Origin of the sequence: Sorangium sp. So ce1153, from assembly GCF_051521595.1 — a bacterium.
GTDB lineage: Bacteria > Myxococcota_A > Polyangia > Polyangiales > Polyangiaceae > Sorangium.
In genome coordinates, this window is the sequence record NZ_CP150361.1 from 8005495 (window position 1) to 8030689 (window position 25195).

The 25195-nt window shown below is 69.7% G+C and carries 19 protein-coding genes and 1 pseudogene; 10 read left to right on the plus strand and 10 right to left on the minus strand.

Annotated elements, in window-relative coordinates; all coding sequences use genetic code 11:
- Positions 1-22 precede the first annotated feature (22 nt).
- The 4 genes from WME85_RS28765 (at position 23) to WME85_RS28780 (ending at position 3623) form a co-directional block, all read left to right on the plus strand.
- Positions 23-847 carry an SDR family oxidoreductase gene (locus tag WME85_RS28765; protein ID WP_437825732.1) on the plus strand — a complete coding sequence of 275 codons (825 nt, stop codon included), beginning with the start codon at positions 23-25 and terminating at the stop codon, positions 845-847.
- 233 nt (positions 848-1080) lie between these two features.
- A complete protein-coding gene (locus WME85_RS28770) occupies positions 1081-1752 on the plus strand; it encodes a universal stress protein (protein WP_437825733.1) in 672 nt (223 codons plus the stop codon).
- 435 nt (positions 1753-2187) lie between these two features.
- Entirely contained in the window at positions 2188-2601 is a 414-nt protein-coding gene (locus WME85_RS28775; RefSeq protein ID WP_437825735.1) for a hypothetical protein, read from the plus strand.
- Positions 2598-3623: a hypothetical protein gene (locus WME85_RS28780; protein WP_437825737.1), complete on the plus strand. Its 1026-nt coding sequence runs from the start codon at positions 2598-2600 to the stop codon at positions 3621-3623. Before WME85_RS28775 ends, WME85_RS28780 begins: the two co-directional genes overlap by 4 nt.
- 51 nt (positions 3624-3674) lie before the next feature.
- Here WME85_RS28780 and WME85_RS28785 read toward each other — a convergent pair whose 3' ends face one another.
- From WME85_RS28785 to WME85_RS28800, 4 genes are all read right to left on the minus strand, one after another.
- Positions 3675-4982 carry a hypothetical protein gene (locus tag WME85_RS28785; protein WP_437825739.1) on the minus strand — a complete coding sequence of 436 codons (1308 nt, stop codon included), beginning with the start codon at positions 4980-4982 and terminating at the stop codon, positions 3675-3677.
- Between the two features lie 248 nt (positions 4983-5230).
- Positions 5231-7270, minus strand: coding sequence for a hypothetical protein (locus WME85_RS28790; protein WP_437825740.1), 2040 nt, complete (start codon positions 7268-7270; stop codon positions 5231-5233).
- Positions 7271-7392: 122 nt separating this feature from the next.
- Positions 7393-8115 (minus strand): MBL fold metallo-hydrolase, encoded by a 723-nt coding sequence (locus WME85_RS28795; RefSeq protein WP_437825742.1) that lies wholly within the window; start codon positions 8113-8115, stop codon positions 7393-7395.
- A 124-nt stretch (positions 8116-8239) separates the two neighbouring features.
- Complete coding sequence (locus WME85_RS28800) at positions 8240-9493, minus strand: aldose epimerase family protein (RefSeq protein WP_437825744.1); 1254 nt, start codon at positions 9491-9493, stop codon at positions 8240-8242.
- A 639-nt stretch (positions 9494-10132) separates the two neighbouring features.
- Between WME85_RS28800 and WME85_RS28805 the strand changes: the two genes are divergently transcribed.
- From WME85_RS28805 to WME85_RS28815, 3 genes are all read left to right on the plus strand, one after another.
- Positions 10133-10387 carry a transcriptional regulator gene (locus WME85_RS28805; RefSeq protein ID WP_437825746.1) on the plus strand — a complete coding sequence of 85 codons (255 nt, stop codon included), beginning with the start codon at positions 10133-10135 and terminating at the stop codon, positions 10385-10387.
- Positions 10384-10959: a sigma-70 family RNA polymerase sigma factor gene (locus WME85_RS28810; RefSeq protein ID WP_437825748.1), complete on the plus strand. Its 576-nt coding sequence runs from the start codon at positions 10384-10386 to the stop codon at positions 10957-10959. The genes WME85_RS28805 and WME85_RS28810 overlap by 4 nt, the downstream gene beginning before the upstream one ends.
- Positions 10960-11292: 333 nt before the next feature.
- Positions 11293-11631 carry a DUF3892 domain-containing protein gene (locus WME85_RS28815; protein WP_437825750.1) on the plus strand — a complete coding sequence of 113 codons (339 nt, stop codon included), beginning with the start codon at positions 11293-11295 and terminating at the stop codon, positions 11629-11631.
- Here WME85_RS28815 and WME85_RS28820 read toward each other — a convergent pair.
- Positions 11628-11804, minus strand: a complete 177-nt coding sequence (locus WME85_RS28820) for a hypothetical protein (RefSeq protein WP_437825751.1) — start codon at positions 11802-11804, stop codon at positions 11628-11630. The two genes, WME85_RS28815 and WME85_RS28820, sit on opposite strands and share 4 nt — an antisense overlap.
- Positions 11805-11816: 12 nt before the next feature.
- On the minus strand, positions 11817-12761 hold the full coding sequence (locus WME85_RS28825; protein ID WP_437825753.1) for an IS1 family transposase: 945 nt from the start codon (positions 12759-12761) through the stop codon (positions 11817-11819).
- Between the two features lie 501 nt (positions 12762-13262).
- Here WME85_RS28825 and WME85_RS28830 point away from each other — a divergent pair.
- The gene (locus tag WME85_RS28830) at positions 13263-13454 is read left to right on the plus strand and encodes a hypothetical protein (RefSeq protein ID WP_437825755.1); all 192 of its coding nucleotides are present in this window, start codon (positions 13263-13265) and stop codon (positions 13452-13454) included.
- A 630-nt stretch (positions 13455-14084) separates the two neighbouring features.
- Positions 14085-17639 (plus strand): annotated as a pseudogene (locus WME85_RS28835) (serine/threonine-protein kinase); the annotation flags it as partial.
- 143 nt (positions 17640-17782) lie between these two features.
- On the opposite strand, the gene istB reads toward WME85_RS28835, so the two are convergent.
- From istB to WME85_RS28850, 3 genes are read right to left on the minus strand one after another with little or no spacing between them, the layout of a single operon-like run.
- Positions 17783-18607 carry an IS21-like element helper ATPase IstB gene (gene istB / locus WME85_RS28840; RefSeq protein WP_437825757.1) on the minus strand — a complete coding sequence of 275 codons (825 nt, stop codon included), beginning with the start codon at positions 18605-18607 and terminating at the stop codon, positions 17783-17785.
- Positions 18576-20075 carry an IS21 family transposase gene (gene istA, locus WME85_RS28845; protein ID WP_437825759.1) on the minus strand — a complete coding sequence of 500 codons (1500 nt, stop codon included), beginning with the start codon at positions 20073-20075 and terminating at the stop codon, positions 18576-18578. The genes istB and istA overlap by 32 nt, the downstream gene beginning before the upstream one ends.
- A complete protein-coding gene (locus WME85_RS28850; protein ID WP_437307435.1) occupies positions 20072-20443 on the minus strand; it encodes a hypothetical protein in 372 nt (123 codons plus the stop codon). Before WME85_RS28850 ends, istA begins: the two co-directional genes overlap by 4 nt.
- A 588-nt stretch (positions 20444-21031) precedes the next feature.
- Between WME85_RS28850 and WME85_RS28855 the strand changes: the two genes are divergently transcribed.
- Positions 21032-23458 carry a hypothetical protein gene (locus tag WME85_RS28855; RefSeq protein WP_437842375.1) on the plus strand — a complete coding sequence of 809 codons (2427 nt, stop codon included), beginning with the start codon at positions 21032-21034 and terminating at the stop codon, positions 23456-23458.
- Between the two features lie 86 nt (positions 23459-23544).
- Here WME85_RS28855 and WME85_RS28860 read toward each other — a convergent pair whose 3' ends face one another.
- The gene (locus WME85_RS28860; RefSeq protein WP_437825761.1) at positions 23545-25065 is read right to left on the minus strand and encodes a phospholipase D-like domain-containing protein; all 1521 of its coding nucleotides are present in this window, start codon (positions 25063-25065) and stop codon (positions 23545-23547) included.
- Positions 25066-25195 lie beyond the last annotated feature (130 nt).

Consider the following 25195-nt stretch of genomic DNA (forward strand, 5'->3'; position numbering starts at 1 on the left):
CCTGGGGTAGCGTCCGCCCTCGATGGACACCCGAACTTATTTCCAGGGCAAGAGCGTTCTCGTCACCGGTGGATCGAGCGGCATCGGGCTCTCGTTCGCGCGGCTCGTCGCGGGCTACGGCGCCGCGGTGACGCTCGTCGCGCGGCGCCGCGCCCTCCTCGACGAGGCCGCGGTGGGCATCCGGCGCGAGCACCCGTCCGCGCGCGTCGACGTCCTCGAGCTCGACATCAGCCGGGCGGACGAGGTGGCGCGGGCGATGGAGTCGCGGCTGGCCGAGCGCCCGATCGATCACCTCGTGAACAACGCGGGCGCCGTGATGCCGGGGCGCTTCCTCGAGCTGCCGATCGAGGAGTTCCGGAGCATGATGGACGTGAACTTCTTCGGCGCCGTCCACCTGTGCAAGGCGGTGTTGCCGGCGATGGTGGCGCGCGGCAGCGGCCACGTGCTCAACGTCTCGTCGCTGGCGGGGGTGATCGGCATCTACGGCTACACGCCGTACGCCGCGAGCAAGTTCGCCCTGATCGGCCTCTCGCAGGCGCTCCGCGCGGAGATGTGGCCGCACGGCGTCCGGGTGAGCGTGTGCATGCCGCCCGACACCGACACGCCGCAGCTCGCGTTCGAGAACCAGTACAAGCCCGCGGAGACCAAGGCCATCGCGGGCAACGTGAAGACGCTGGAGCCGGACGCGGTGGCGCGCAGCATGGCCGACGGCATGGCGCGCGGTCGATTCGAGATCTACCCCGACGTCGGCTCGCGCGTGAGCGCGATCGCGCAGGGGGTGATCCCCGGCGTGGTCCGCTGGGTCTGCGACAGCGCGCAGCGGAAGGCAGGCCCGGCGGCGGGCTGAGCGCGGGTGACCGGGCGGCGGGGGCTCGACGGCCGCTCCGGGCGGCCGGCGTGCGGCTCGCCGGCTGAAGCTCCGATTCGACGCCTCGAGACATCCACGCACCGGCTGCGCGGACGCGCGCATCCGGTGCGCTCCTGGCCGCGCTGCCCAGCTTGCTGGCGCTCCAGCGCGGAGGGCGGCGAGAGGCACGGACGTTGCGTGTCCGCGGCGAGGAACATCTCGGGAGGAAACCTATGGAATCGAATACCTCGAGCGGCGCGAGGCCGTTCAACGTCCTGGCGGCGGTCGATCTCTCGCCGGCGAGCCGCGGCGTCCTCTTGCGCGCGCTGTGGCTGGCGAACGCGGAGGAGACGGGCGGCGAGGTCCATGTCGTGGCGGTGGCGGACAGCCGCCGGGAAATGCTGGGCTTGCAGGGCCTCGCCCAGACCTCGAGCGCCTCCGACGCCGCGGCCCGGCTCCAGGAGCTCGCGACCACCGCTGTGAACGAGTTCGCGGTGCCGTCGCGGCCCGCGCACGTCCAGCGCGTGGTCACGCACCTGCTCACGGGCGACCCGGCCCGCGAGATCGTCTGGCTCGCGGCGCACGTCGACGCGGATCTCATCGTGATGGGCACGCACGGGCGCACCGGCGTCGCGCGCGCCCTGCTCGGCTCGGTCGCCGAGCGCGTCATGCGGACCGCGGGGTGTCCTGTCTGCGTCGTCCGGGAGAAGCACCACGATGACTCCTGGCGCGTGCCGGAGATCGAGCCGCCCTGCCCGGATTGCCTCGCGGCGCGCAACCGGAGCGGCGGAGCGGACCTCTGGTGCGAGCGCCACCAGAGCCATATTCACGCCCATGTCTACTCGGGCGCCGCGACCACGAGGACGGTGCGTGGCGCGGTGGTACCCTGGGGGTTCTCGTCCTGACGCCGCGCGCCTGGGCGTGGTGAAGTCGAATGGTTCCGTCACCTTCGAAGTAATCGCGCTCGATGCATCGCGGCTCGCAGTCCTCACTTACACGCCGCCGCCATCGCTCGTGTCGCCGGGGGGGAAGTTCCATGTCCACTGGACCTTTCGCGCCGACCCGACCCAGGCGTGCGCGCGCTGCAACGAGGCGCCCTTCCTGCGCGTAAAGGCCCCTTGACGACTCCCGCACATCGCGTCGCGCGGTAGCGCGCTCCTTCCGGGCCCTTCTCCTCGTGATGCTCGGCGACGTGCGCCTCAGCGCGCCGTCGCTCCCGGCGCCGACAGCGGCAGAGCCTGGCGGCTGCCGGCACAGCCGTCGTGTGCCTCCTTACCACTTGACGCCGCGTTGGAACCGGGAGTACGGACGAGCGCAACCGAAGCGGCTTGGGGGGACACATGGGACATCGGTTGGCGGCGGGGGCGAGCGCCCTCGTGCTGTGGGGCGCGCTCGTGACGGTGCTCGCGCCGGCGTGTGACTTGCAGTATGACTGTGAGACGGTGGAGCCGGGGGGCGCTGGCGCTGGAATTCCAGCAGGGTCAGTAGGAGCTGGGGATTACCTTAGAGGCGGCGAAGGTGGCGAGGGGGAGGACGTCGAGAGCGAGTCGCTCGCGCTGATGGCGGGGTGCTCGCCATCCAAGGACTGCTACGACATGTACGCTGACTGCGAGGACATCGGCGGAAGCTGCATCCGAGGCTTTCCTGGGTGCGACGTGCACGGGAGCAGCGCGTGCAAGAGCTGCTTCACCGCCTGCCTCTCGGACGTACCCTATCCACCGGCGTGCAACTGCAGCTCGTGCGGGTTTCGATGATGAGCCGCTCGACGCAGGGCATGGTCCATGTCGCCATGGGCAGGATCGCCCAATCGGAGCTCCAGAAGCTCGTGTCTCCGGTCGTCGTCGAGGACGACAACCTCCTTCTTGGCCCGTCGAGCGCGACCCTCGGGCGTCATCGTGCCGTACGCGCTCGCTACTGGGGGCGACAGCCCTCCGCGAAGCTCAACCAGGAGCTCGCTCGGCCCGACGGCGCACCGCTCTGCGTGGTGCTGCCGCCGACGGTCAGCGGTCTGCTGAGCTTCTGTAGGATCTGCGCCGCCGGCGCGGAGCGAAGGCGCCTGATCTTTGTCATCGATCTGAGACCGGGCTTCACCGTGCCCTCTCCACAAGGCGCGGATCCCGCGGAGGAGATCTACTTCGACGTCGCGGAGGCGTTGCGAGGCAATCCGCCGATGAAGCAATGTTCGGAGCTCGAGATCGCGCTCGCCGCCACGCTCTGGAGATTGTGGTGTCGCCGCTCCCCCGTCGCCCTCGCCCGGTTCTGTGCCTCGGGCAGCACGCTCCACCCGCAGCTGGCAAACCTCGGCCGCTACCTCGCCGGCCATTTTCCCAGGCAAGCTGGCGGCAAGCTGACGCTGTCGCGCTTTGACGAGCTCCTCCTGAGGCAGGTTTCTCATGAGTGGATCACCTCCACCAGGGTGTTCACCAACGCGCTGAGAGAGAACCTGGGCTTGCACGCCTGGCTCGCACACCTCGGGGACCTGTACGTGCCGAAGCGACTGCTGGAGTGGGCGCGGCACGGCCAGGGACGCATCATCGAGTGCGAGGAGCGCCCGGAGAAGCCCTCCGAGATGAGTCGATGGGCCTTCCGCTGGCATCCTGGGGGCGAGTCGATCCTCGATGCGCTGCCGAGCCTGGGGGACGCTCCGCCTGTGTCCATCGGCGGCGCGGTCGCGTACGACGCTGCTCATCCCTGGGTATGTCGCCTCGAGGCTACGGGCACGCCTTACCTGAGCCGGCTCGGCGCGGCGCCCGCGGCGAGCGACAGGCGCGCGTAGCGCTGCCTCGACATCGCCGTGATCGGCGCGTGCGAGCACCGCATCAGCCGCTCACGCCGCGGTGAGCAGCCGCTCCCCGTCGCGCCGCGCCGCCGTCCAGGTCTCGTCCCAGGCCGAGTCGGCCTGCGCGCGCGGGAGCTGCCCGAAGGCCTGCGTCTCCCTCGGCTCGCCGTCGACCTCCGCGAGGTCCCCGGGCGGCGCGGGCGCCGGCCCGGTCATCGCGTCGCCGACCGCCTCCCGCACCTCGCGCCCGCCCTCGGCCAGGCAATAGGCGAGCACGCGCCACCCGAGCTCGGCGTGCTGCGCCTCGTCGCGCGCGATCTCCGCGAGCGCCGCCCGCACCCCCGCGTCGGACGCCCCCGCGAGCGAGCGCCGCGCCCGCGCCGCCGCCGCGCCCTCGCCGAGACAGCCGTCGTGCCACGCCTCGAGCGCCATCCGCACGAGCGCCGCCCGCCGGTCGGCGTCGCGCGCCGCGGGCGGCGGGAGCAGCGCCGGCGAGAGGCGCCACCCCGCGAGCGAGCTCGCGATCGCGGCGCACCGCGCCGTGTGGCGGACCTCGTCGCCCAGCGCGGCGAGCGCCCGCCCTACCAGCGACGCAGGCGCGCCCGCCGCCGCGAGATCCCGCGCGAGCGCGAGGAACGCAGGGATCGAGCCGCACTCGGCCCGCGCGCTGTCCAGCCACGCGCCCGCGAGCGCTGCCCGCGTCGCGCGGTCGAGCCGCGCCGGGCGCGGGGCAGCGGGGCCCAGCGCGATCGCGGGCGGGAGCACGACCCCCTCGGCCGTGCGCAGCGGCCTGCCATCGATGGCACGGGTCTGTTCCCCGAAGGGCGGAAGGAAGCGGAGGCCCATGCCCAGGGTCCCCTCGGGGACGAACGGCTCGCTGGACAGCGGGATGGCCGCGCGCGCGAAGAGATCCAGGCCTACCGGGCTGAACAGCGTGCTGACGACGCCGACGTGGAGCCCGTGCTGCCCCGGGAGCTCGTCGCTGTAGCGGCTGCGGTACGTCCAGCCGAGCTCCCCGTCGATGGTGCACACGACATCATCGTAGTTCCTGACGATCTCGCTGCCGCCGTGGACGCCGATCGCGAAGCGGCCGGCCTCGAAATTGAGCAACGTCGCCTGAGCGAACGGACCGAGTCCCTTGCTCGCCGGGCTGCCCCAGCTTTCCTCGAAGAGGGCCGTCGCGCGCAGGTCCACGCCAAGGCCGAAGGCGACCTTCTGGCCGAACGAGAGCGACATCGAGAGCCCGCCCGAGAAAGTGACGTTCTCGTCGGCGTGCGCCTCCCGGGGGAGCGAGAGGAGGGCAGCGACGCCGAGCGCGGCGAGCGCGGGCGTGAGCGCGCGTGAACACGAGGACATGGACACCTCCGAAGCCAGAGCACGGTCAAGGATGATCTCGGCTCGAAGCTAGCAGAGAGCCCAGGCCGGCACGACGTCGGCGGATGACGGAATACGGCTTTGGGAGGGAGACAGAGAGAGCCCCCGGAGCGGCCGATAGGCCCTGTCTCCGTCGGACACCAGACCAGCGTGTACGCGCCGGCGGCGACGCGGCGTCCACGCTCGCTGGCGGCGACGCGGCGTCCACGCTCGCCGGCGCGACACGGTGTCTACGCTCGCCGGCGGCCGCGCCGCGCGAAGGCGAGGCCGGCGATCGCCGCGGCGAACGCGGCGAACGCGGCGACGCCGCTCGCCGGCGGGGTCGCGCCGCCAGCGCTGCACCCGAGGGCCGCCGGCACATCGCCGCTCGACGCGTCGCCGGCGAGGTCCGAGGCCGGCTCGTCGCCCGACAGCGCCGGCAGGGCGTCGGGCTCGTGCAGGTCCAGCAGCGCCGCCGGCGCCGGCTCGACCGCCTCTCCGGCGTCGCGCAGCGCCTCGCCGTCGATGGGCAGCGCCTCGACCACGACCGGCGCGCCGGCGAGCTCCTCGTACCCCTCGAGGTCCGCCACCGCTGCAGCCCGCAGCGCCTCGCGCGACGCCGCGGGGGGCGGCGCGCCGGCCTCCGCGCTCGCGACCTGGAACAGCGCGTTGCCGATGGTCACGTAGAAGCTCCCGTCCAGCCAGCGCCCGTGCCCGAGATCGCTGCTGATCTGCTCGGGCTCGGCGCCGGGCCGGCCGATGTACCGCTTCCCTCCGTTGAGGAACAGCACCTCGCCGTCGTCGCTGATGCCGTCGTGGCCGACCCGGAGCCGCTGCTGGTCGAACAGGCTCGATGTAGCGAGATCGCTCAGCTGGTGCTGCTCGCCTTCCGGGGTGCGCACCCACACCTGGTTCACGGCCCCGTCGCTCCGCAGGAAGCCGGCGTATCCCGCGTGCAGGAGCAGCCCCGCGGAGTTGCCGGAGATCGAGTCGCCGAGGAACACCTCCTCTCCGCCCGCCGTGAACAGGTAGCTCGAGCTCACGCGCCCGTTCCACCACCGGCCGGCGACGTTGATCCCGTCGGTGATCGGCCGCTGCAGGTTGCCCGGGTGGTCGCCGAGGCGGCTCACGCCCAGCCTGCGGATCCAGGGCTCCTCGTACGTGCCGTAGTAGACGTCGCCGGAGGCCGAGATGTCGGACTGGAACGGCGACGCGCTCCCCGGCCGGTTCCAGATGCTCGTGTTGGTGTTCGTCGACAGCCGGTGCACATAGCCCCTGTCGTCGCTGTTCGTCGTCCACACCAGCGCGTCGCCGTTCACCGCGTCGAGCCGGCCGTCCGACGCGATCCGGCGCCACGTCCCGTCGTGCCACGCGAACACGCGGCCGGTCGCCGACTGGACCGCGGCGCCGGACGGCGTCAGGACTCCATAGGTCGGGACGCTCCCCGCAGGATCAGGCGGGAGCGTCGCGATCCACGTGATCGCCTGCGTCGCGCGGTCGAGGACGCCGAGCTGCTGGCGATCGATGAACAGGATCCGCGCCGCGTCGAAGTCGAGGATGGCGCCTGGCGCGGTCTGGACCGCGGTGAGCTTCGGGCTCGTCTCGACGTAGAGCGGTCCGAGGGTCTGCGAGAACTCGGAACCGACGTTGAGCCTGCCGTAGAGGCTGACCGTGAGCACCTCACCCGGCTGGACCGGGTAGGAAGGGACCGCCACGAACTGCAACGGCCCTGGCGGTGCGTTCACCGGGCGACCCAGGCACCCGGGTCCTCCCAGATTACGCTTCTGGCTCCGGATATAGACGCAAAACTCCTTGCAGTCATAGGGCCCTGTCCCGATGCACTGCAGGTATATCCTTGGATTCGCGGAGGAGACCACGCTGTTCGGGCGGTGGCTCGCCAGCCGCCAGATCGGAGGCGCGTACCTGTGCACGGTCCTCTCCGCCGTCACCGCGTCGCCCAGCACATCGTACACGCGCACCGTCAGGTCGTGAGGGCCGTAGGCAAGGCCGCTGACGTCGAACGTCCCCTCGAAGATGTTTGCGCTGCTCCCCGGTGTGAGCTCGATCGTCACCCCCTCGAGCTCCGCCTCGACCAGGTAGACTCCGTCGGAAGCGGCAGCGCTGACGCGCAAGGCCAGCGTGTTCCCGGGGTTGGCTAGCTCGGAGCTCGACTGGTAGGTGCCGCCCAGCGCCTGGATTTCGCCGATGGTTATCTCGGCATGAGCGGCAGCGGCCGACAACGACAGGAGCGATCCAAGGGCGATGCCGATGAAGTTACGAAGATCACGCATGTGTCCTCCCACGTGTAGCCGCTTGGATGCGCGCGCCTCCTTCCGCGTTCACGGCGACTGTCGACAGCTCCGCGCTGACCCGCGAGAGCGCCAGGGAGAACAGGCTCAGCAGTGAGCGCCGCTCACGCGGTGCCGGAGAGCGCGCGGGAGAGCTCGCGCAGGAGCGCGGCCCCGTCGCCCTCGTACGCCTGGCCGTGCATGCACGCGAGCAGGCGGGGGGACGTCGCCGCGAGCTTCTCGAGGAGCCGGGGCGCGTCGGGGCCGTGCGCGTAGTAGTCCATCGCCCGGCGCATGGCCTCGCTCGGCCCGAGGATGTCGTCGCGCGTGAGCGCGGGGTGGCCGGCGCCGGGCTGCGTGAACAGGTCGCCGCAGAGCAGCGTCGCGGTGGACTCCTCGAACAGGTAGCCGCACTCCCAGCCGTGCGGCAGGTGGGGCGCGTCGAGCCAGCGCACCCGGCGCTTGCCCAGATCGAGGACCTCGCCTTCCTGGAGCGCCCGCGGCGCGCGATCGAACATGTCCGCGTCGACCATCGCGGCGATGCGCCCGCACACGGGCGCCGCCTCCGGGGCGGCGTCGAGCAGCTCGTTCATCGCGCCGCACTCGTCCGACTCGCAGTGGGAGAACGCCACGTAGCGCAGCCGCTCGACCGGCATCACCCGCGCGATCGCCGCGCGCACCGCCGGAAAGAGGCGACGCGAGCCGGTGTGGAAGAGCAGCGGCGCGTCGTCGACCAGGAGGTACTGGTTGAAGGAGAAGGCGGTCTTGCCGGTCCCCACCGGGGTGTGAAGCTGGTAAATCCCCTCGCCCACCTCGGTGACCCGCGTCTCCATCGACGAATCTGCCATCTGCTCCTCCCTCTGGACAGCGCCAGGCGCCGCCGCCGCAGGCTACCACCGATCGCGCCGCGTCAGGCGTCGTCGAGCGGCAGTGGCCCGCAGCCGCGGCGGCGCCAGCGCAGGAGCGGAAGGGCTACTCGGCCGTGAACCGGAACACGACCGTCTGGGCGTAGCGCTGCCCGGGCTTGAGGATGACCTCGTCCTTCCAGGCCGGGACGTTGATCGAGTTCGGGAACTTCTGCGGCTCGAGGCAGAAGCCGCCATGCTGGTTGTAGACGGCGCCCTTGCCCTTGATCGACCCGTCGAGGTGATTGGCGGTGTAGAACTGCACCCCGGGCTGGTCGGCCTCGACCGTCATCACCCGGCCGCTCTTCGGGTCCTTCGCGCGCGCCACCTCGCGGAGCTTGTGCGGGTCGCCGTTGACGACGAGGTTGTGGTCGTAGCCGAGCGGCTTGCCGCCCAGGGCTTTCATGTCCTTGCCGATCGGCTTCGCCGCGGTGAAGTCGAGCGGCGTCCCCTTCACCGGCTTGATCTGCCCGGAGGGCACGAGCGTGGCGTCGAACGGCGTCTGGCTGTCGGCGTGCAGCGTCAGCTCCTGATCGACGACGGAGCCCGAGCCGTGCCCTCCGAGGTTCCAGTAGCTGTGGTGGGCCATGTTGACGATCGTCGTCTTGTCGGTCGTGGCCGACATCTCGATCCTGAGCTCGTTCTTGTTGGTGAGCGTGTAGATCGTCGTCGCGTTGACGGTGCCGGGGAACCCCTCTTCCCCGTCCTTCGACACGTACGTGAGCTTGAGCGAGGGGCCGTCCGGCGTCTCGGTCGCTTCCCCGTCCCAGACGACCTTGTCCCAGCCCTTCTTGCCGCCGTGCAGCGTATTGGGGCCGTTGTTCGCGGAGAGCTTGTACGTCTTGCCCTCGAGCTGGAACTGCGCGTTCTTGATGCGGTTCGCGACGCGGCCGATCGTCGCCCCGAAGAACGGGCTGTTCTTCAGGTACCCGTCGAGGTTGTCGTAGCCGAGGACGATGTCGTCGAGCTTCCCTGCCTTGTCGGGGACGTGGAGCTCGGTGACCGTCGCGCCGTAGGTCATCACCTTCGCGACGAGGCCGTTCGCGTTCGTGAGCGTGAAGAGGGCGACCTCCTTGCCGTCGGCGTTGCCGAACGGCGCCCTGGAGAACGGAGCGGGCTTTGTGCTCGCGGCCTCGCCGCCGGCGGGCCCGGGCGTGGCCGCCGGGGCCGGCGCGGGGGCGGCCGGCGCGGGCGCCTCCGCCGTCGCTGGCGGCGGCCCTCCCGCAGGAGGCGCATCGACGGCCTGCGCGCCGCCGCAGGCGCACGCGAGCCACGCCGTCATCGTCAACCCGAGCCACGGTCTCATTCGATTCATCGTCATGCTGTTCCCTCCACGAGGATCGCCTCGTCTCGATGGTGAGACGCCTGCCTACCAGATCGATGCGGGCGCAGCCTACACGAAACCGCCGCAGTCTTCGCCCTCGTCGTGCAGGCGCACGAGCTGCTCTGCGAGCGACGTCTGGAGGGCGACCAGAGGTCCGCGGACTCGTCAGGCAACATCCTCTATGCGATCCGACCTCCGTGGAGAGCCACTCTGTTCAACAACGTATCCGTGCATCTAAAAGTTCGACCGCCCTCCACGACCGAGATCGGTCCTCAGGAGGCGGTTCGACCGCCCTCCACGACCGAGATCGGTCCTCAGGAGGCGGTTCGACCGCCCCTCCGCGACCGAGATCGGTCCTCGGGAGGCGGTTCGACGGTAGTGTCTGCAATTGCAGCCTTGAAACGGCGAGTGTCCTAGACCCGAAGATATCGTGTCTGAAATGACGATATCTGTTGAGACCTCGTGATCCGTCCGTAGGCTCTGGCCGAAGTAGTGACCCCCGCGACGCTTGCCGGCGCCCGGGGGTCTTGGCCGAACCCCGAGTCACCGAGGTCCGACATGTTGACCCTAGTCTGCCCGCCGTCCGCGGGCCAAGGGAGCGGTGCGCCTGCGCGCCGCCGCCCCCGATCCACGTCCTTGACCGACGCCGAGGCCATGCGCCTCCGTGCCGCCCTGCGCAACCTGCGCGGCCTGTTCGGAAGCTGGGCATGCCTGGCTGCCGCCATGGCCGTCCCCAAGACGACCATCACCAACTTCGTCTACGGATCGCATCCGAGTACGACGCACGGCCTCGCCGCGAAGGCTGCGCGCGCCGCGGGCACCACGGTAGAGCGCCTGCTGGACCGGCCGGTAGCCGTCGACCCCTGCCCGACGTGCGGGAGGAGCGGGTGAGGCGCCCGCGGAAGGGGGCGAAGAGCCAGCCGACCGCACGACATCCCAGCCAGCGCCCGCCGGTCCAGGCGATCCTTGCCGAGCGGTCGATCGTACTGGCGGTGCTCATCGCCAGCGGCGTGCCCGCGCGCGACCGGCCAGACGTGGAGCAGGACATCACGATCGGCGCGTGGCGCTCGATCGAGCGCGGCATGTACCGGCCGGACCCCGCGGACGAGCCGCGGAAGGCGCTGCGCGGCTGGATCCACGGGATCGCGTGGCGGAAGGTCTCGCACTACTTCGGCAACGCATGGGTCCGCCGCGCCGTGCTCCAGGCGGAGCCCCTGGGCCTGCTCCGGGAGCTCGCCGGGCCAAGCCTGCACGCCCAGGTCGAGGCGCGGGAGACGCTGGAGGCGCTGGCCGATCTGCCCCTCTGGCTGCTCGAGGCGCTGCTCGCGGTGGACGAGCCCGAGCCGCTGACCGAGTACGCGCGGCGTCGCGGCCTGAACCCGCACACCGTGGCGTCCCGCCTGCGCATCGCCCGCGCAGCGCTGGCCGTGCTGCTCCGGAAACGCGGCCAACAAAGCCGTTGACACGAACGTCGCATTGTGCCGCACACCGCGTGTGGTGGATCATATGACCACCCATGGATCCGCGGCGGACCATCACAGCAATCTAATGATTTCGATGGGTTAGCCGGCATCGCCGGCGGCGCAGAACAGCGCGACTCACCGCCATGTGAGTTATGGCCGTTGACGGCGCCGCGGAACCATCGGCACCCTAGATGCCGTTGGGGCGACCTAGTCGGCTCCCACGCAGGCGGAAGCCCTGGAGGTCGCTACAACCTCCAGGGCTCCCTTTCGTCTGCTCCCGTTCAACAGCGCCGCTGAAAGCCGGGCCCAGACCTCGTAGGGGCAGGATCGCTCATGCTTGCGACCCTGTCAAGCCCGAGCCGCCAGCGGCATTCCATGGAGAAGGCCGCTATGACGACGGTTTACATCACGCACATACGCCTGTCCGGTGGGACAGGACACGAGCACATTACTCACGTCAAGTGGTTGAACAAGGCCACCTACAAGACCGGTATTAGCACCACCGAAGAGATGGTGGAATGGATCAACAAGAAGAACGTGGATAACGTGGCCAAGGTGACAGACGGCAAGAACACCGCAATCGTCGGAGTCGTGGACAAGCCGTATCCGCACTTGCGAACCTATGCCGATAGGAAATGGACCAATAATCTACTGTCGCTACCGCGCTGTTAGCTGGCTACTGAGCTCTTGTCGGCGACGTCATCGGAAGCGGTAGGCGGGTCGTCGCCAGGGCGCCCCGCGTACTCCAGGACCCTCACTTCTACGACTCTGTTCGTCAGAAGTTCACCGGTCACCGTAACGGTTATGCCTCCGCAGTTCTCCACGTCGACGAGCCTGATCTCCATAGCTAACTCCTTTCAAACGAGACGAAGGAACCCGCGCCCGCCCGGGAGCTCCCGGGCGGGCTTCTCCTCGGCGCCCGGCCGCACCTGAAGTTTGAGCGGCTGCGGCTCGGGCGGCGCGATCTCGCCTTCCGCGAGCGCAGTGGTCACGAGCTCCGCGAGCGTCCACGGGCTCTGGACGACCCTCGCCGCGACGGCCGGCGTCGTCCCAAGCGAGCCGTGGATCTTGACCAGGTTGTAGTAGCAGATCCCCAGTGCCACCGCGGCGCAGTGCCCGCGCAGCGTCTTGCTGAAGGCGAGGCAGAGCCGGCGCGTGCGGCCGACCGTGTGGCGCGTGGTCAGGTTGAACCGCTCCACGTAGGAAGTCGACAGGAGTTCATCGCGCGGCGCGCCGAAGATCGGTTTCTTCGTGATGAACGGGTCGCGCGGAGGCTCGTACCGATAATCGGGGCGCTGCGACCCGCCTTTAGAGAAGTTCTTGACGCACTGACCGTAATCGACGGAGCCCTTGAAATTCTGGCCAATGGCGGTTGGGTACGATTGCCATCCATCGCTCGTGATGTGCGGAACGACGGACAAGCGCGATCTCAGATCTTCGATGAAGAGGTGGGTGTTCGCGTCGTCTCGTTTGCCGACGTGAAACGAGATCGCGAGCTTCGTATTCGCGTCCAGCGCGACGTACAGGTATGCGTCTCCGCGCTCCTCCGGCTCGTCGGGCTGCACGCGAGACTGCTTCTTCTGGACGAAGCTCCACTGTTCGTCGACCTGGACCACGTGCGCGGCGATCTCGCGCATCATCCGGTTGTGCAGGCGGAGGCAGCCCTCGCCGACGCGGAGCGCCAGCGTCATCGCAGTGTTCTTATCGATCCCGACCATGCGCGCAGTCGCGCGCAGTGAGTTGCCTTCGCAGAGCGCAGAGATGACGCGGACGCGCGTCTCCAGGGAGAGAGGTGCGGGCACGGCTTGCCTTTCCCCCGGCGTTGGCCCATGCTCGCGGTGCGATGCGCGTTCGGCGGGCCCACCGCCGGATGTTTCGCGGCCCCGCTCCCGGTTGCAGCCGAGGGCGGGGCGCTTTGCTTTGTGCCCTGAAAGTAACACGAAACCACTGCGTTTCTCGGGGTTCCAGAGAAGAGTAGGACGTTCTCTGTCACTCTCGAGGGCCGGCGTTGGCGTGGCCGAGCACGATTCGCGTACTTTGTCCACTGAAAACGACGTAGGTGCTCTAGATGTGAGCCAGATTGCCAACTGGATAAAATTGGATCCACCGGCGCTTGCGCGAGCGTCCCAATGGATGGCAGTGAGTTGGCGAAGAAAGAAACGGGGCCGCGCCTGTGTCACCAGGCCGGCCCCGCGGCGCACGGACTCAGACCGCGCGGAAACGCACTGCGGCGTTACGCCCAAGGTGATTTCATACTTTGGTACCCGCGTCAATGGAGAAGTGCGCCTATCAGGAGGCGCCACATGGCAATCAACGCGGAAGAGTTTCTCAGGAACTACAAGGCGCTGGAGCTCGACAGCGTCGCTGGCAGAGCCCAGGCGGCATACCTCAAGTCGGCCGCCGCTCAGTTCGCGGCGCTTCCCAACAAGGCAGTTCTGGATGCAATGATCCGCAACGCCGAGTTGGCGCGACGCGCCATGCCGCCGCGGAAGTAGAGGACGGCGCCCGGCGACGATCTTTCCCAAGCGTCGCCGGGCGCTACCTTCTATCCAATATATCGTAGTGGGTGAGACCGGGCGCACGGAGTGACTTAGACCCGCTAGCACGCCCGGCGTCCAATACACCACCGGTTCGACCGCCCCTCCATCACCGAGATCGGTCCTCAGGAGGCGGTTCGACCGCCCCTCCATCACCGAGATCGGTCCTCAGGAGGCGGTTCGACCGCCCCTCCATCACCGAGATCGGTCCTCAGGAGGCGGTTCGACGGTGGAGCGGCGCCACCATGCCAATCCTGCCTCGTGCGGCATGCGGTGGTGGGGAAGGATGACCGCCCCTCGCGCGGGCTGAGACGGCACCTGAGCTCGTAGCGCCGCCATCTTGCCCGTCCGGTGCCGCGCGCGATTCCCGCCGCGCTGGCAGCACGCCGGCGTTGGACGACGGGCGGGGCGCACCTCATGGATGGGCGGAGCAGCAAAGCTGACTGCCCGAGCATCGGGCTGGCCACATCGCCGAGCCCTCTCGGCAGGCCAATGCGGGCTCGACCTTCAGGGTCCCCGCTTCCCCCCATGATGCAGGACGTTCACCCGAAGCTGCCGCGCGACGCCGCAGCGACCGGAGGGACCGCGATGAACCGGGAGATCCTCGCTCCAGGAACGGTGTTCCAGAGCCGCTACGAAATCCTCTCGTTCCTTCGGGAGGGCAGCATTGCCGACATCTACAAAGGGCGGCAGGTCGAGAGCGGTCAGCCGATTGTCCTGGAAGTCGTGCGCCTGGTTCGGGACGGAGGCCCCGCGGCCCTGGTGCGGCGCAAAGGCGTCCGTTTTTTGCGAGATGTGGGCGTCTGCGCGCGCCTCCAGCATCCGAGCATCGTCCGGCTGATCGAGTCCGGCTGGGCGGACGAGGAGCGTCTGTATGCCGTCTTCGATTTCGTGCCCGGGCAGAGCCTGGCCGAGCTGCTGTCCGAGCAGGGCGCGCTCGAGCCGCCAGAGGCGCGGCACCTGATGCTGCGGATCCTGGATGCGCTGGGCTGCGCGCACCAGCACGGCATCGTCCACGGGGACCTCCGGCCGACCCACGTCATGGTGGTGCCCGCGGGAGCGCCGAGGAACGCGGTGGTGCTCGACTTCGGCTTCGGCGCGCTCGCCGCCAGCGCGCGCGCCGGCCAGCAGGGCGCGCTCGCCCGGGGCAGCGAGGCGTCCCTGGACTTGCAGGATTACGCAGCGCCGGAGCAGCTCCGGGGCTTCCCACCGACGGCGCGCTCGGACCTGTACTCCTGGGGGCTCGTGTTTCTCGAGTGTCTCACGGGCAGGCGTCCGGGCCGCAGCAGCGCGCCGGAGGCAGAAGGAGCTCAGCGGGAGGGCCGCGAGCCTGCGCGGATCCCTGCCGCGCTGCTCGCGCACCCGCTCGGCGCGATCCTGCGGCGCGCGACGACAGAGGACATCGCGGCGCGGGTCGTCACGGCCGGCGGCCTCCTGCGCGAGCTCGATACATGTCAGGTGGATGGACTCCGCCGGGAGGTCCTCATCGAGCCCGACGCGCCCAGCGGCGCAGGGATGACGGGAGCGGAGGTCCGGGAGGTGCGGGATGAGGGCAACCGGGAAGCCGGGGCTCCGGCGCCGCGGCCGCCGGCGTGCCTGGAGTCGGCTGGAGCTTCTGTCGAAGAGCGCACGCGCACGCTCGCGTTCGCCCACCCCCCTTTCGCTGACGGCGCTGCCGCCCCGATGCCTGGCGAGCGAGCGCATGAAGTCACGCCCGCTTCCCCGGAGGCCGAAACGCCGCCAGCGGAGCTCATCGTGAACGCCAAGCCACCGGCCGTGGGCGGCACGATCCATCACTACGAGCTCCTCCGCAAGCTGGGCCAGGGTGGTATGGGGGTCGTGTTCCTGGCCCGCGATCCGAGGCTCGGTCGCCTGGTCGCGATCAAGCTCCTCCTCGAGTACAGCGGGCGCGGGATCGAGCGATTCCTCGCCGAAGCGAGGGCGACGGCGCGCTGCCGGCACGAGAACATCGTGGTCATCTACGAGGTGGGCGAGGTCCGTGGATATCCCTACCTCGTGCTCGAGTACATCAAGGGGCACACGCTGCGCAGATGGATGACCGAGCGCGAGCACCAGAGCGCGGCCGAGGCGCCTGGTCCTCGCGCGCGGCCCGGCCCGCCAGCGCCCAACGCCGTGATCGAGCTCATGATTCCTGTCGCCCGCGCGCTGGTCTGTGCGCATGCGCTTGGGATCGTGCACCGCGATCTCAAGCCCGAGAACATCCTCCTGGATGACGCCGGATGCATCAAGGTGCTGGATTTCGGCATCGCGAAGCAGATGGAGGCCAGGATCACGGGCTCGCGGGCGGCGCACGCCCGGGGCCCTCAGCCCGTGAAGAGCGCGCCCCGCGGCACGCCCCCGTACATGTCGCCCGAACAACTGCTGGGCGAGGGCATCGATCCTCGCGCCGACCTCTGGGCTGTCGGCGTCATGCTGTACGAGCTGCTCACAGGGAAGCACCCGCTGAGCCCATTCTCGTTCGCGCGGCTATCGGACGTCGTGGACCTCGATGCTCCCATGCCCAGCCTGAGCGCGATCTGCCCGGAGCTGGGTGCGCTGGGCGCGCTCGTCGACCGTTGCTTGAAGAAGAGGAACGACGAGCGCATCGGCTCGGCCAGGGAGTTGCTCGCCGAGCTCGAGGCGCTCCTGCCCAGCCGGAAGCCGCTCGAGCTCGGCGAGGACGAGAGCCCGTTCGCCGGCCTGTCCGCCTTCCAGGAGGCGGACGCTGCGCGCTTCTTCGGCCGGGATCGCGATATCGCCGCGATGGCGGCGAGGCTGCGCAACCAGCCGCTCCTGGCCATCGCCGGCCCCTCCGGGGCGGGCAAGTCGTCGCTCGTGCGCGCGGGCGTGATTCCGGCCTTGAAGCACGCATCGGAGGGACGCTGGGAAGCGTTCGTCCTGCGCCCTGGGCGCCGTCCGCTGTGCGCGCTCGCCGACGTGCTCCTGCAGGTCGCAGAGACGGCATCCACGACGTCGGGCGCGACGGGGGGCTCGCCCGAGCTCTCCGATCATCACCGGCTCGTTCCCCCCCTGCGCGCTCAGCCGGGCTGTCTGGGCGCGCGGCTGCGCGCGCGCTGTCGCCGTCAGGGACCGGGGCACCGTATCCTGCTCTTCGTCGATCAGCTCGAGGAGCTTTACACGCTCGGCGCCGCGCCCGAGGAGCGAGCGGCGTTCCTCGCCTGTCTGGAGGGCGCGGCCGACGACGCCTCATCGCCCCTGCGCGTCTTGCTCGCCATCCGCTCCGACTTCCTCGATCGCCTTGCCGAGGACCGCACCTTCAGCAACGACGTGTCCCGCGGGCTCTGGTTCCTTCCGCCGATGGGGCGCGACGGCCTGCGCGAAGCCCTGATGCGGCCGGTCGAGGCGGCCGGAGCTCGCTACGAGACCGCGGAGATCGTCGAGCACATGCTGGGCACGCTGGAGAGCACGCGCAGCCCCTTGCCGCTCTTGCAGTTCACCGCCACGACGCTGTGGGAGGCGCGGGATCGCGAGCGCCGGGTCCTCACGCGGGAGAGCTATGACCAGCTCGGCGGGGTGGCCGGTGCCCTGTCCGCCCACGCGGACGCAGTGCTCTCGGCGCTGCCGACGCGCGAGCAGCGGCTGGCCCGGGCGGTGCTCCTGCGTCTGGTCACGCCCGAGCGTACGCGCGCGGTGGTGAGCCTCGACGAGCTCCGCGAGATCGCGCAGGACGGCGCGGGTAGCGGCGGCGATGCGATAGCGCAGGTCGTCCAGCACCTGGCCGGCGCGCGGCTCCTGCTCATCGAGACCGGCGGCGAGCGCGAGGGCGCGACGGTGGAGCTTGTCCACGAGTCCCTGATCGAGCGATGGGCGAAGCTCGGGCAGTGGCTCGCCGAGAGCGAGCACGACGCGCAGTTCCTGGCCCGGCTGCGCGCCGCGGCCCAGCCATGGGAGGCGAGCGGCAGGGTCGAGGGGCTGCTCTGGCGCGACCGCGCCGCGGAGGACGCCCGGGCGTGGCACGAGCGCCGCCGCGCTGCGCTGGGGGCCGAGTGGCGCGTCGGGCTCGGCAAGCGCGAGGAGGGCTATCTGCTCGCGGTCGCGGCGTTCGCCGAGCGCGCGCGCCGCCTTCGCTGGCGGCTCGCCACGGGTACTATCGCCGCGCTCACGGCGATCGCGGTCATGGTGTTGTAGATGGCCTCGGAGATCCGCAGGAATCTAACCACGGAGATCCGCGTAAACGTGACCCTCGCGTCCGCAGAAAAATGACCGCGGCACCCGCGGAAACCTGACCCCGGGCGCCGCGGGAATCTGACGTGGCGTCGGCCGGGTCAGCGCTTCTTCGCTGCTGCCGGGGCAGACGGCTCGGCGGTCTCCGGTCTCGGCTTGGGTCGCGCCTCGCTCATGGCCAGCGACTCCTTCTGCCGCCACGAGTCGGCGTCGATGTCGAGGATGTGGCAGTGCTGGACGAAGCGGTCGATCAGCGCTGAGACGCACGCTGCGCCCGGAAAGACCGTGCTCCACTGCTTGAACGGCAGATTCGTCGTCAGCACGAGCGATCGGCTCTCGTGCCTGCGGCTGATGATGTTGTAGAGCAGATCGGCGGACTGACGGCTGCACGGCAGATAGCCGATCTCGTCCAGAATGAGCAGCGACGGGGCGGTGTATTTCCGCAGCCGTCGCTCGAGGGCCGGTAGTGACTCCTGCTTGAGCAGATCCGCGAGGGCGGCCGACAGCGTCGTGAAGCGTACGGTGTGGCCGCGCTGGAGCGCGAGCATGCCGAGGTTCTGGGCGAGCATCGTCTTGCCGACGCCGCTCGGACCCCGGAGCAGGACGTTGTGCCCCTTGGCGACGAAGTCGAGGGTCATGAGCTCCTCGACGAGCTCACGCTGGATCGTGCGCGGGTGGTTCCAGTCGAAGCGCTCGAGGGGCTTGAAGGTGCCGATGGTCGCTGCCTTGGCGCGCGCGGCGAGGTTGCGCTCGGCGCGCTCGCGGTGGGCGATGGCGGCGAGCTCCTCGAACGTCTGCACCGGCGACAGGCGCGCCGTGGTGGCATGCGCGATCAGCGCGAGCAGCGCCTCGCGCGACACGCGTACGCCGAGGGAGCGAACCAGCTCAGCGACGTCATCGTTGGGCATCATAAGACTCCAGGTCATGGGGAACCACGTCGCGATCGGGGACATGGGCTCCGAGGTCGATGTCGACGGGGACAGGGGCATCGGCGGCGCGGCGGCGCTCCTCGCAGAGCACGGCGAGGGCACCGGGATCGTGCGTGCCGCGGGCGATAGCCTCGCGCGCCGCAGCGCCGAGGATCTCGACGCCGTACAGGTCGAGAAGGCGCAGGGCCTTGGCGGTCATGAAGCCGACGTTGCGACCGGCCTCCACCCAGCGCTCTTGCAGGATCTCGAAGCCGGGGATCGCGACGCCGAGCCGATCGCGCCCCTTGGCCTCGCGCGCGGCGCGCTTGTGGTCGAGCAGCTCGGCACGGTGCTCGGGCGCCTCGATGCTCTGGTGCCGTCCCCAGCAGCGCACGTGCCGCGCGAGCTCCGTGCCGCCGTCCGAGAGCCGCACGGTGGTGTCATTGGCGACGAGCATCAGCGTCTTGCCGTGGTGGATCGACGGCGCCGAATAGCGGTTTCCGTCGAAGTGCACGAAGGCGGTCTTGTCGACGGGCACGGGCTCGACGAGGTCCGTCTCCGGCAGCGGATCGGGCAGCGCGAGCAGCCGCGTCCTCTCCTCCGCGAGCACCTGGTCGACGCGCCGCTCAGGCCATCGCGGGTGCGGACGCACGTTGGCGATCTCGTCGAGGAAGACGAGCAGCTCGGCGTTGCCACGGTCGAGATCACGAATCGTGCGCGCGGCGAAGAAGCGGTCGCGCAGGAAGCGGATCGCTCGCTCGACCTTGCCCTTTTGCTGCGGTTTGCGCACGGCGCAGAGCCGCGGCGCGACGCGGAGCTGACCGGCGAGCGCGAGCAGGTCCGGGTGGAAGCGCACGGCGTCGCCGTGGCGCTCGAGGACAACGGTCTTGGGGTTGTCGAAGAGCCATTGTCTCGTCGCGCCGCCAAAGTAGCAGCACGCGCGCACGAGCGAGCGGCGGAGCGAGCTCGCTGACAGGTCGAGCACGAGCTCGCCCCAGATCGCGCGCGAGTACGACAGGACCATGACGAAGGCCCAGAGCTGGCGCGTGCCGCCCGCGACGCGCAGCTTGCCGACGTAAGCCCAGTCGACCTGGGCCTGCTCGGCGATGAGCGGCTCGACGCGGAGGAACACCTCGCTCTTCGGCGCCGGGCGCACGAGTCGGACATGCCGTCGCACCGTGCGCACACTGCCCTCGTAGCCGCGCTCCACCAGCATGTCGTACAGGCGCGTGGCGCGGAGCCGAGGATACTGTGTCAGCGTCTCGATGACGAAGGCCTCGTAGCCGCGCAGCGGCAAAGGCACCTCGCTCACCGCGGCCTCCGCGCCGCGAACGACGGGCCGCGAGCGCGCCCCCTTACCCAGGCCGAGCACGCGCTCGACCGCGTCGTGGTGCAGGCCGAGCTGCGTCGCGATGGTGCCGATCTTCCAGTGCTCGGCGAAGTGCAGGCGGCGGATCTCCGCCTCCTTGGCCTCGTCGATCGTCATCGACCGAGGCTCCTGCGAAGGCGATGCTCGCCACGGAAATTACCGAGTCCCGGCAGGCGTTGCCCGCGGCGGGGCGGGGCGTCCATGAAGAGAGGCTCGACGACGTAGTGCAGCGTCGCGCGCGCGACGCCGAGGCCGTCGCACAACCCCAGCGCGAACAAGATGTCCTCGGACTCCGCAGAAACGACAGCACGGACCCTCTGGTCGTGCCAGAGCGCCATCGACTCGCACAGCATTGGCCCGGCAAACCGATGCGCCGGCGTGGCCACCGATCGCAGCCGGGCCTTCATCACCTCGTCGGGCCCCTGCGTCAGCAGCACCCGCGTCTCCTGCGGCGTCGCGGAGATCGTCATCACGAGCTCGTCCATCCATCGACTCCTGCGGGCCGGCGGCGGCCACGTCGTCCTTCGACGTCGGCGCGCCGGTCCGCGGGCACACGCTGGCGGATGCGGGCAAGTTGTCGGAACCCCTATCCATCACGCGCCGGCCCTGTCGGGCGCGGTAGGCCCGCTGGCGATCACGGTGATCGAGGCGCCCCTCGTGGGAGCGCTGGTGCCGCAGCCGAGCCGCGCGTTGCGCCCGGTGGCGAGCCGCGTCGCGGCAGGCGCTGCCGCAGTAGAGCTGCCCTCGATCACACCGGCCGCAGACAAAGAAGATCGCGGCGCAGAGCCCGCAGCGCGCGAGCCGGAAGCTGTCTTGCACGAGTCCCCGGACCAGCGCGCCGGGAAGTTGCCCTCGCTGCCTGGGTCGTGCGAGACAGGCCGAACATCGGTCTGTCGCCGATCCCCGGAAGGCCCTGGTCGCTACCCAGGGCCTTCTTCTTTTCCGGCGCGCCGCTCGGGCGCGATCTCTACCGCCGCGCCTCGCGCTGACGAACTTCCCGGCCGCCCGCGCTCGCCCCCAGGCGTCACGAGGTGAGGGGCAGAAATCTGCGGATCGGGGTGGCTACTAACATGGTGTCGTACCTGGCGATTCTTGCCGGCCGGCAGGCCAAGCGCGCCGACCTGGAGGCCACGCACGCCGCGCAACAGGCGAGGCGTGCGGACCTGGAGGCGGCCAGTGCGATAGCCGGTGCCCGGCGAGCGCGCAACGCCACCCGTATGGCCGCGGCGCGCGAGTTGCAGGCGGATCCGACCAGTGCGCTTGCGCTCCTGCGAGAGATCGAGCCGCCCGACATGCCGCGAGGGTGGGCCAGCCTCACCCGTTCGGCGCTCTACGGCGGGGTCGCTCGCGAGGTGTTCAGCCATCCGGGATCCGTTTGGGATGCCAGCTATAGCCCTGACGGCACGCGCATCATTACCGTTTGTGACGACGGGGCCGTGCGCGTGTGGAACTCGGAGGGCAACGACGAGGCCCTTGTCCTCCGGGGGCACGAGGATCGGATCATTTCGGCGGCGTTCAGCCCTGACGGCAAGCGCATCATCACCGCATCGTTCGACAAGACCGCGCGGGTGTGGAATGCCGACGGCAAGGGCGAGCCCCTGGTCCTTCGGGGTCACAAGGAGGCTGTCGTGTCGGCGGCGTTCAGCCCTGACGGCAAGCGCATCATCACCGCATCGTTCGACAATACCGCACGGGTGTGGAATGTCGACGGCAAGGGCGAGTCCCTGGTCCTTCGGGGGCAGGATAGTTTGTTCCTGTCGGCGGCGTTCAGCCCTGACGGCAAGCGCATCATCACCGCATCGTTGGACAAGACCGCGCGGGTGTGGAATGCCGATGGCAAGGGCGAGCCCCTGGTCCTTCGGGGGCACGAGGATTCGGTCACGTCGGCGGCGTTCAGCCCTGACGGCAAGCGCATCGTCACCGCATCAGACGACAAGACCGCACGGGTGTGGAATGCCGACGGCAAGGGCGAGCCCCTGGTCCTTCGGGGGCACGAGAATCCGGTCACGTCGGCGGCGTTCAGCCCTGACAGCAAGCGCATCGTCACCGCATCAGACGACAAGACCGCACGGGTGTGGAATGCCGACGGCAAGGGCGAGCCCCTGGTCCTTCGGGGGCACGAGAATCCGGTCATGTCGGCGGCGTTCAGCCCTGACGGCAAGCGCATCGTCACCGCATCGTTCGACAATACCGCACGGGTGTGGAACGCGGAGGACAGGAGCGAGCCCCTGGTCCTTCGAGGGTTCGAGGATTCGGTCCGATCGGTGGCTTTCAGCCCTGACGGCAAGCGCATCGTCACCACATCGTTCGACAAGACCGCACGGGTGTGGAATGCCGACGGAAACGGCGAGCCCCTGGTCCTTCGGGGGCACGAGGATTCGGTCACGTCGGCGGCGTTCAGCCCTGACGGCAAGCGCATCGTCACCGTATCGTTCGACAAGACCGTGCGGGTGTGGAATGCCGATGGCAAAGGCGAACCCCTGGTCCTACGGCACGAGGACTCGGTCACGTCGGCGGCGTTCAGCCCTGACGGCAAGCGCATCGTCACCGCATCGTTCGACAATACCGCGCGGTTTTGGAATGCCGACGGCAAGGACGAGCCCCTGGTCCTCCGGGGTTACGAGGAGGATCTGAACTCTTCGGTAGCGTTCAGCCCTGACGGCGAGCGCATCGTCACCACGTTCCTGCTCAAGCTCGACGGTATTGTGGAGGTGAGAAACGCGGACGGTACGGGCGAGCCCTTGAGGCTTCGGGGTCGCAGGTATGCGTTCAGCCGCGACGGCAAGCGGATCGCCACCGTATCCGATTTTTCCGGTGACAGGGCGGTGCGGGTATGGAATGCCGATGGCACGGGCGACCCCCTGGTCCTCCCCGGCAACAGTCCCCCAGGCAACGCCGTGGCATTCAGTCCCGATGGCAAACGCATCGCCACCGTGTCCGATGACAACCGGGTGCGGGTATGGAATGCCGACGGCACCGGCGAGCCCCTGGTCCTGAACGGCTCCGATTCACGGATCACCGACGTGGCGGTCTCTTCCGACGATGACCGCGGCGTCTTTGGAAGTTACAAACACATCGCGTTCAGCTTTGACGGCAAACGCATCTTCACCGCGTCAAACGAAACAGTGCGGGTATGGAACGCCGACGGCTCGGGCGAGCCACTGGTCCTGACCGACGCCGATTCCGGGGTCACCGCCGGGGCGTTCAGCCCCGATGGCAAGCGCATCGCCACCGCGTCCGTCGAAACCGCGTCAGGTAAAGCGGTGGTGAGCGTGTGGAACGACCTCGAGCCGCTCCAGGGCGGCGATGACCCGAGGCTGTGGACCGCGACCGCCTATTGCATGCCAATCGAGCGGAGGATGGCGCTCGTTGGCGCGGATGAGGCAACAGCCCGAACCGACCTGGAAGCCTGCCTGCGCCGCGTGAAAGAGGCACGCGCGACCGCCCCGAAACAGCGGATGGCCCCGACTGGATACGCGAGCGGCTCCGCCGCCCGATAACACACGCCACCTGGCGTCGACGGCGTCGCAATCGCCCTGCGGTCCGCGGCGCGTCACGTGGAGATCAGGTCGTTCCCCGCCGCAGCCTACTTCCTGTCGTCGCGGTGGCTCACGAGCCGCCGCCACAGGGCGCCGAGCCCGTGGGCGAAGTTCGTGCGATCATCCTCCTCGTCCTCGATCGCATCCGGGTCGAACGGCAGCGCCTGCGGGTCGACCACCGCGAGCGCCGCCCGCTGCGTCTCGTCCGGCGACGGGTGGATCCGCAGCCGGCCGTCGCGCCGGGTCGCGCGGTCGTCGAGCTCCGCCACGAGGTCCGCGCCGCAGGAGAGATCGTCGACCCCGAGGTGCTCGGCCATCAGGCCCAGCCGCGCCGCGCAGATCGAGCGGCCGAGCGCGTCGCCAGGGTCGTCCGTCTCGAAGGACGCATTGAGCTCGGTGTCGACAGCGCAGCTCCGGTTCGTGAGGTTGGCCGAGCCCACGGTCAACAAGCGATCGTCGACGATCATCACCTTGGAGTGGATATAGGTGGCGCGCGGGGGGTCGCCCTCGCCCTCGTGCGCCGGCACCGTGTAATAGATGCCGAGCGCGTTGCCGGTCCCCTCCGCCGCCTTGCGGAGGTCGTCGATGACTTTCGCCTGCGCGAGCCCGACCGCGACCTCTTCCTTCAGCGTCTCCGCGCGCATGTTGAGCACGATGACGACCTGGAGCGGCGCCCCGCCGCCCCGGCGCAGGCGCTTCATCAGCGCCTCGCTCACCTCGCGCGAGCTGAAGTACTGCGTCTCGATGTAGATCGATCGCTCCGCGCCGGCGATCGCGTCGATGTAGAGGTCGCAGATCTCGCGGCAGCCCTCCGTCGCGGTGGGCGCGCCGCGCGGGTCGGTCCGGCTCAGCGCGACGCGCCCCGACGCGAGCGGCGCCGCGCTCTCCGGCGCGTAGTCGTCGCCGAACGTCGACCCCTCGGCCGCGGGGAGCTCGATCGGCTCACCGCAGGCGGCGCTCCAGCGCGCCGTGAAGAGCTCCGCCAGGCTCTCGCTGACCTCTCGGCCGTGGAGGTAGGCCTGGACGTCGTGGAACGGCTTGTGCGGCTCGCCGCGGCTGAGGCGGAGCGGGTTCTTCTCCAGGTGCCGCCGCGTGTCCCAGCGGTCGTTGCAGAGGTCGAGCCCCCCGAGGAACGAGAGCTCGCCGTCGATGACGGCGAACTTCTGGTGATGACAGCCCTTGTCGACATGGTTGCTGTCGAAGCGGAAGCGCAGCCGCTCGCTCGTCGTCCACTCGAAGACGATCTTCTGGAGCCACTCGCGCTCGATCGCGAAGACCACGTGGAAGTCCCAGGCGAGGATGTAAATCTGAAGCTCGGGCGTGCGCTCGCACAGGCTGTCCAGGAACTTGAGCAGCGTCACCGGCTCGGGCGCGCCCTCCGCGTCCTCCCCGCGGAGCAGGCAGGCGTCGCTGTCGAACTGCCAGCCCGAGAGCAGGATGTAGCGGCGCGCCCGTCGCGCGGCGTCGTAGAAGGTCCGGTAGTAATCGGAGCCGTCGATGAGCAGCCCGGCGTTTCGCACCGGTCGCTCGCACCAGAAGTTCCGCCCCGGAGAGAGGATGCGCGGCATGCGCCTCCATACCCAGATCCCCGCGCGGACGCCACGCCGGCGAGCGATCCGGCTTCCGGCGCGCCGGGAGCGGCCAGGGCCGCGGCGTCCGGCCTGCCGGACACCGCCCATCCACGCCTCGAACCAGCCC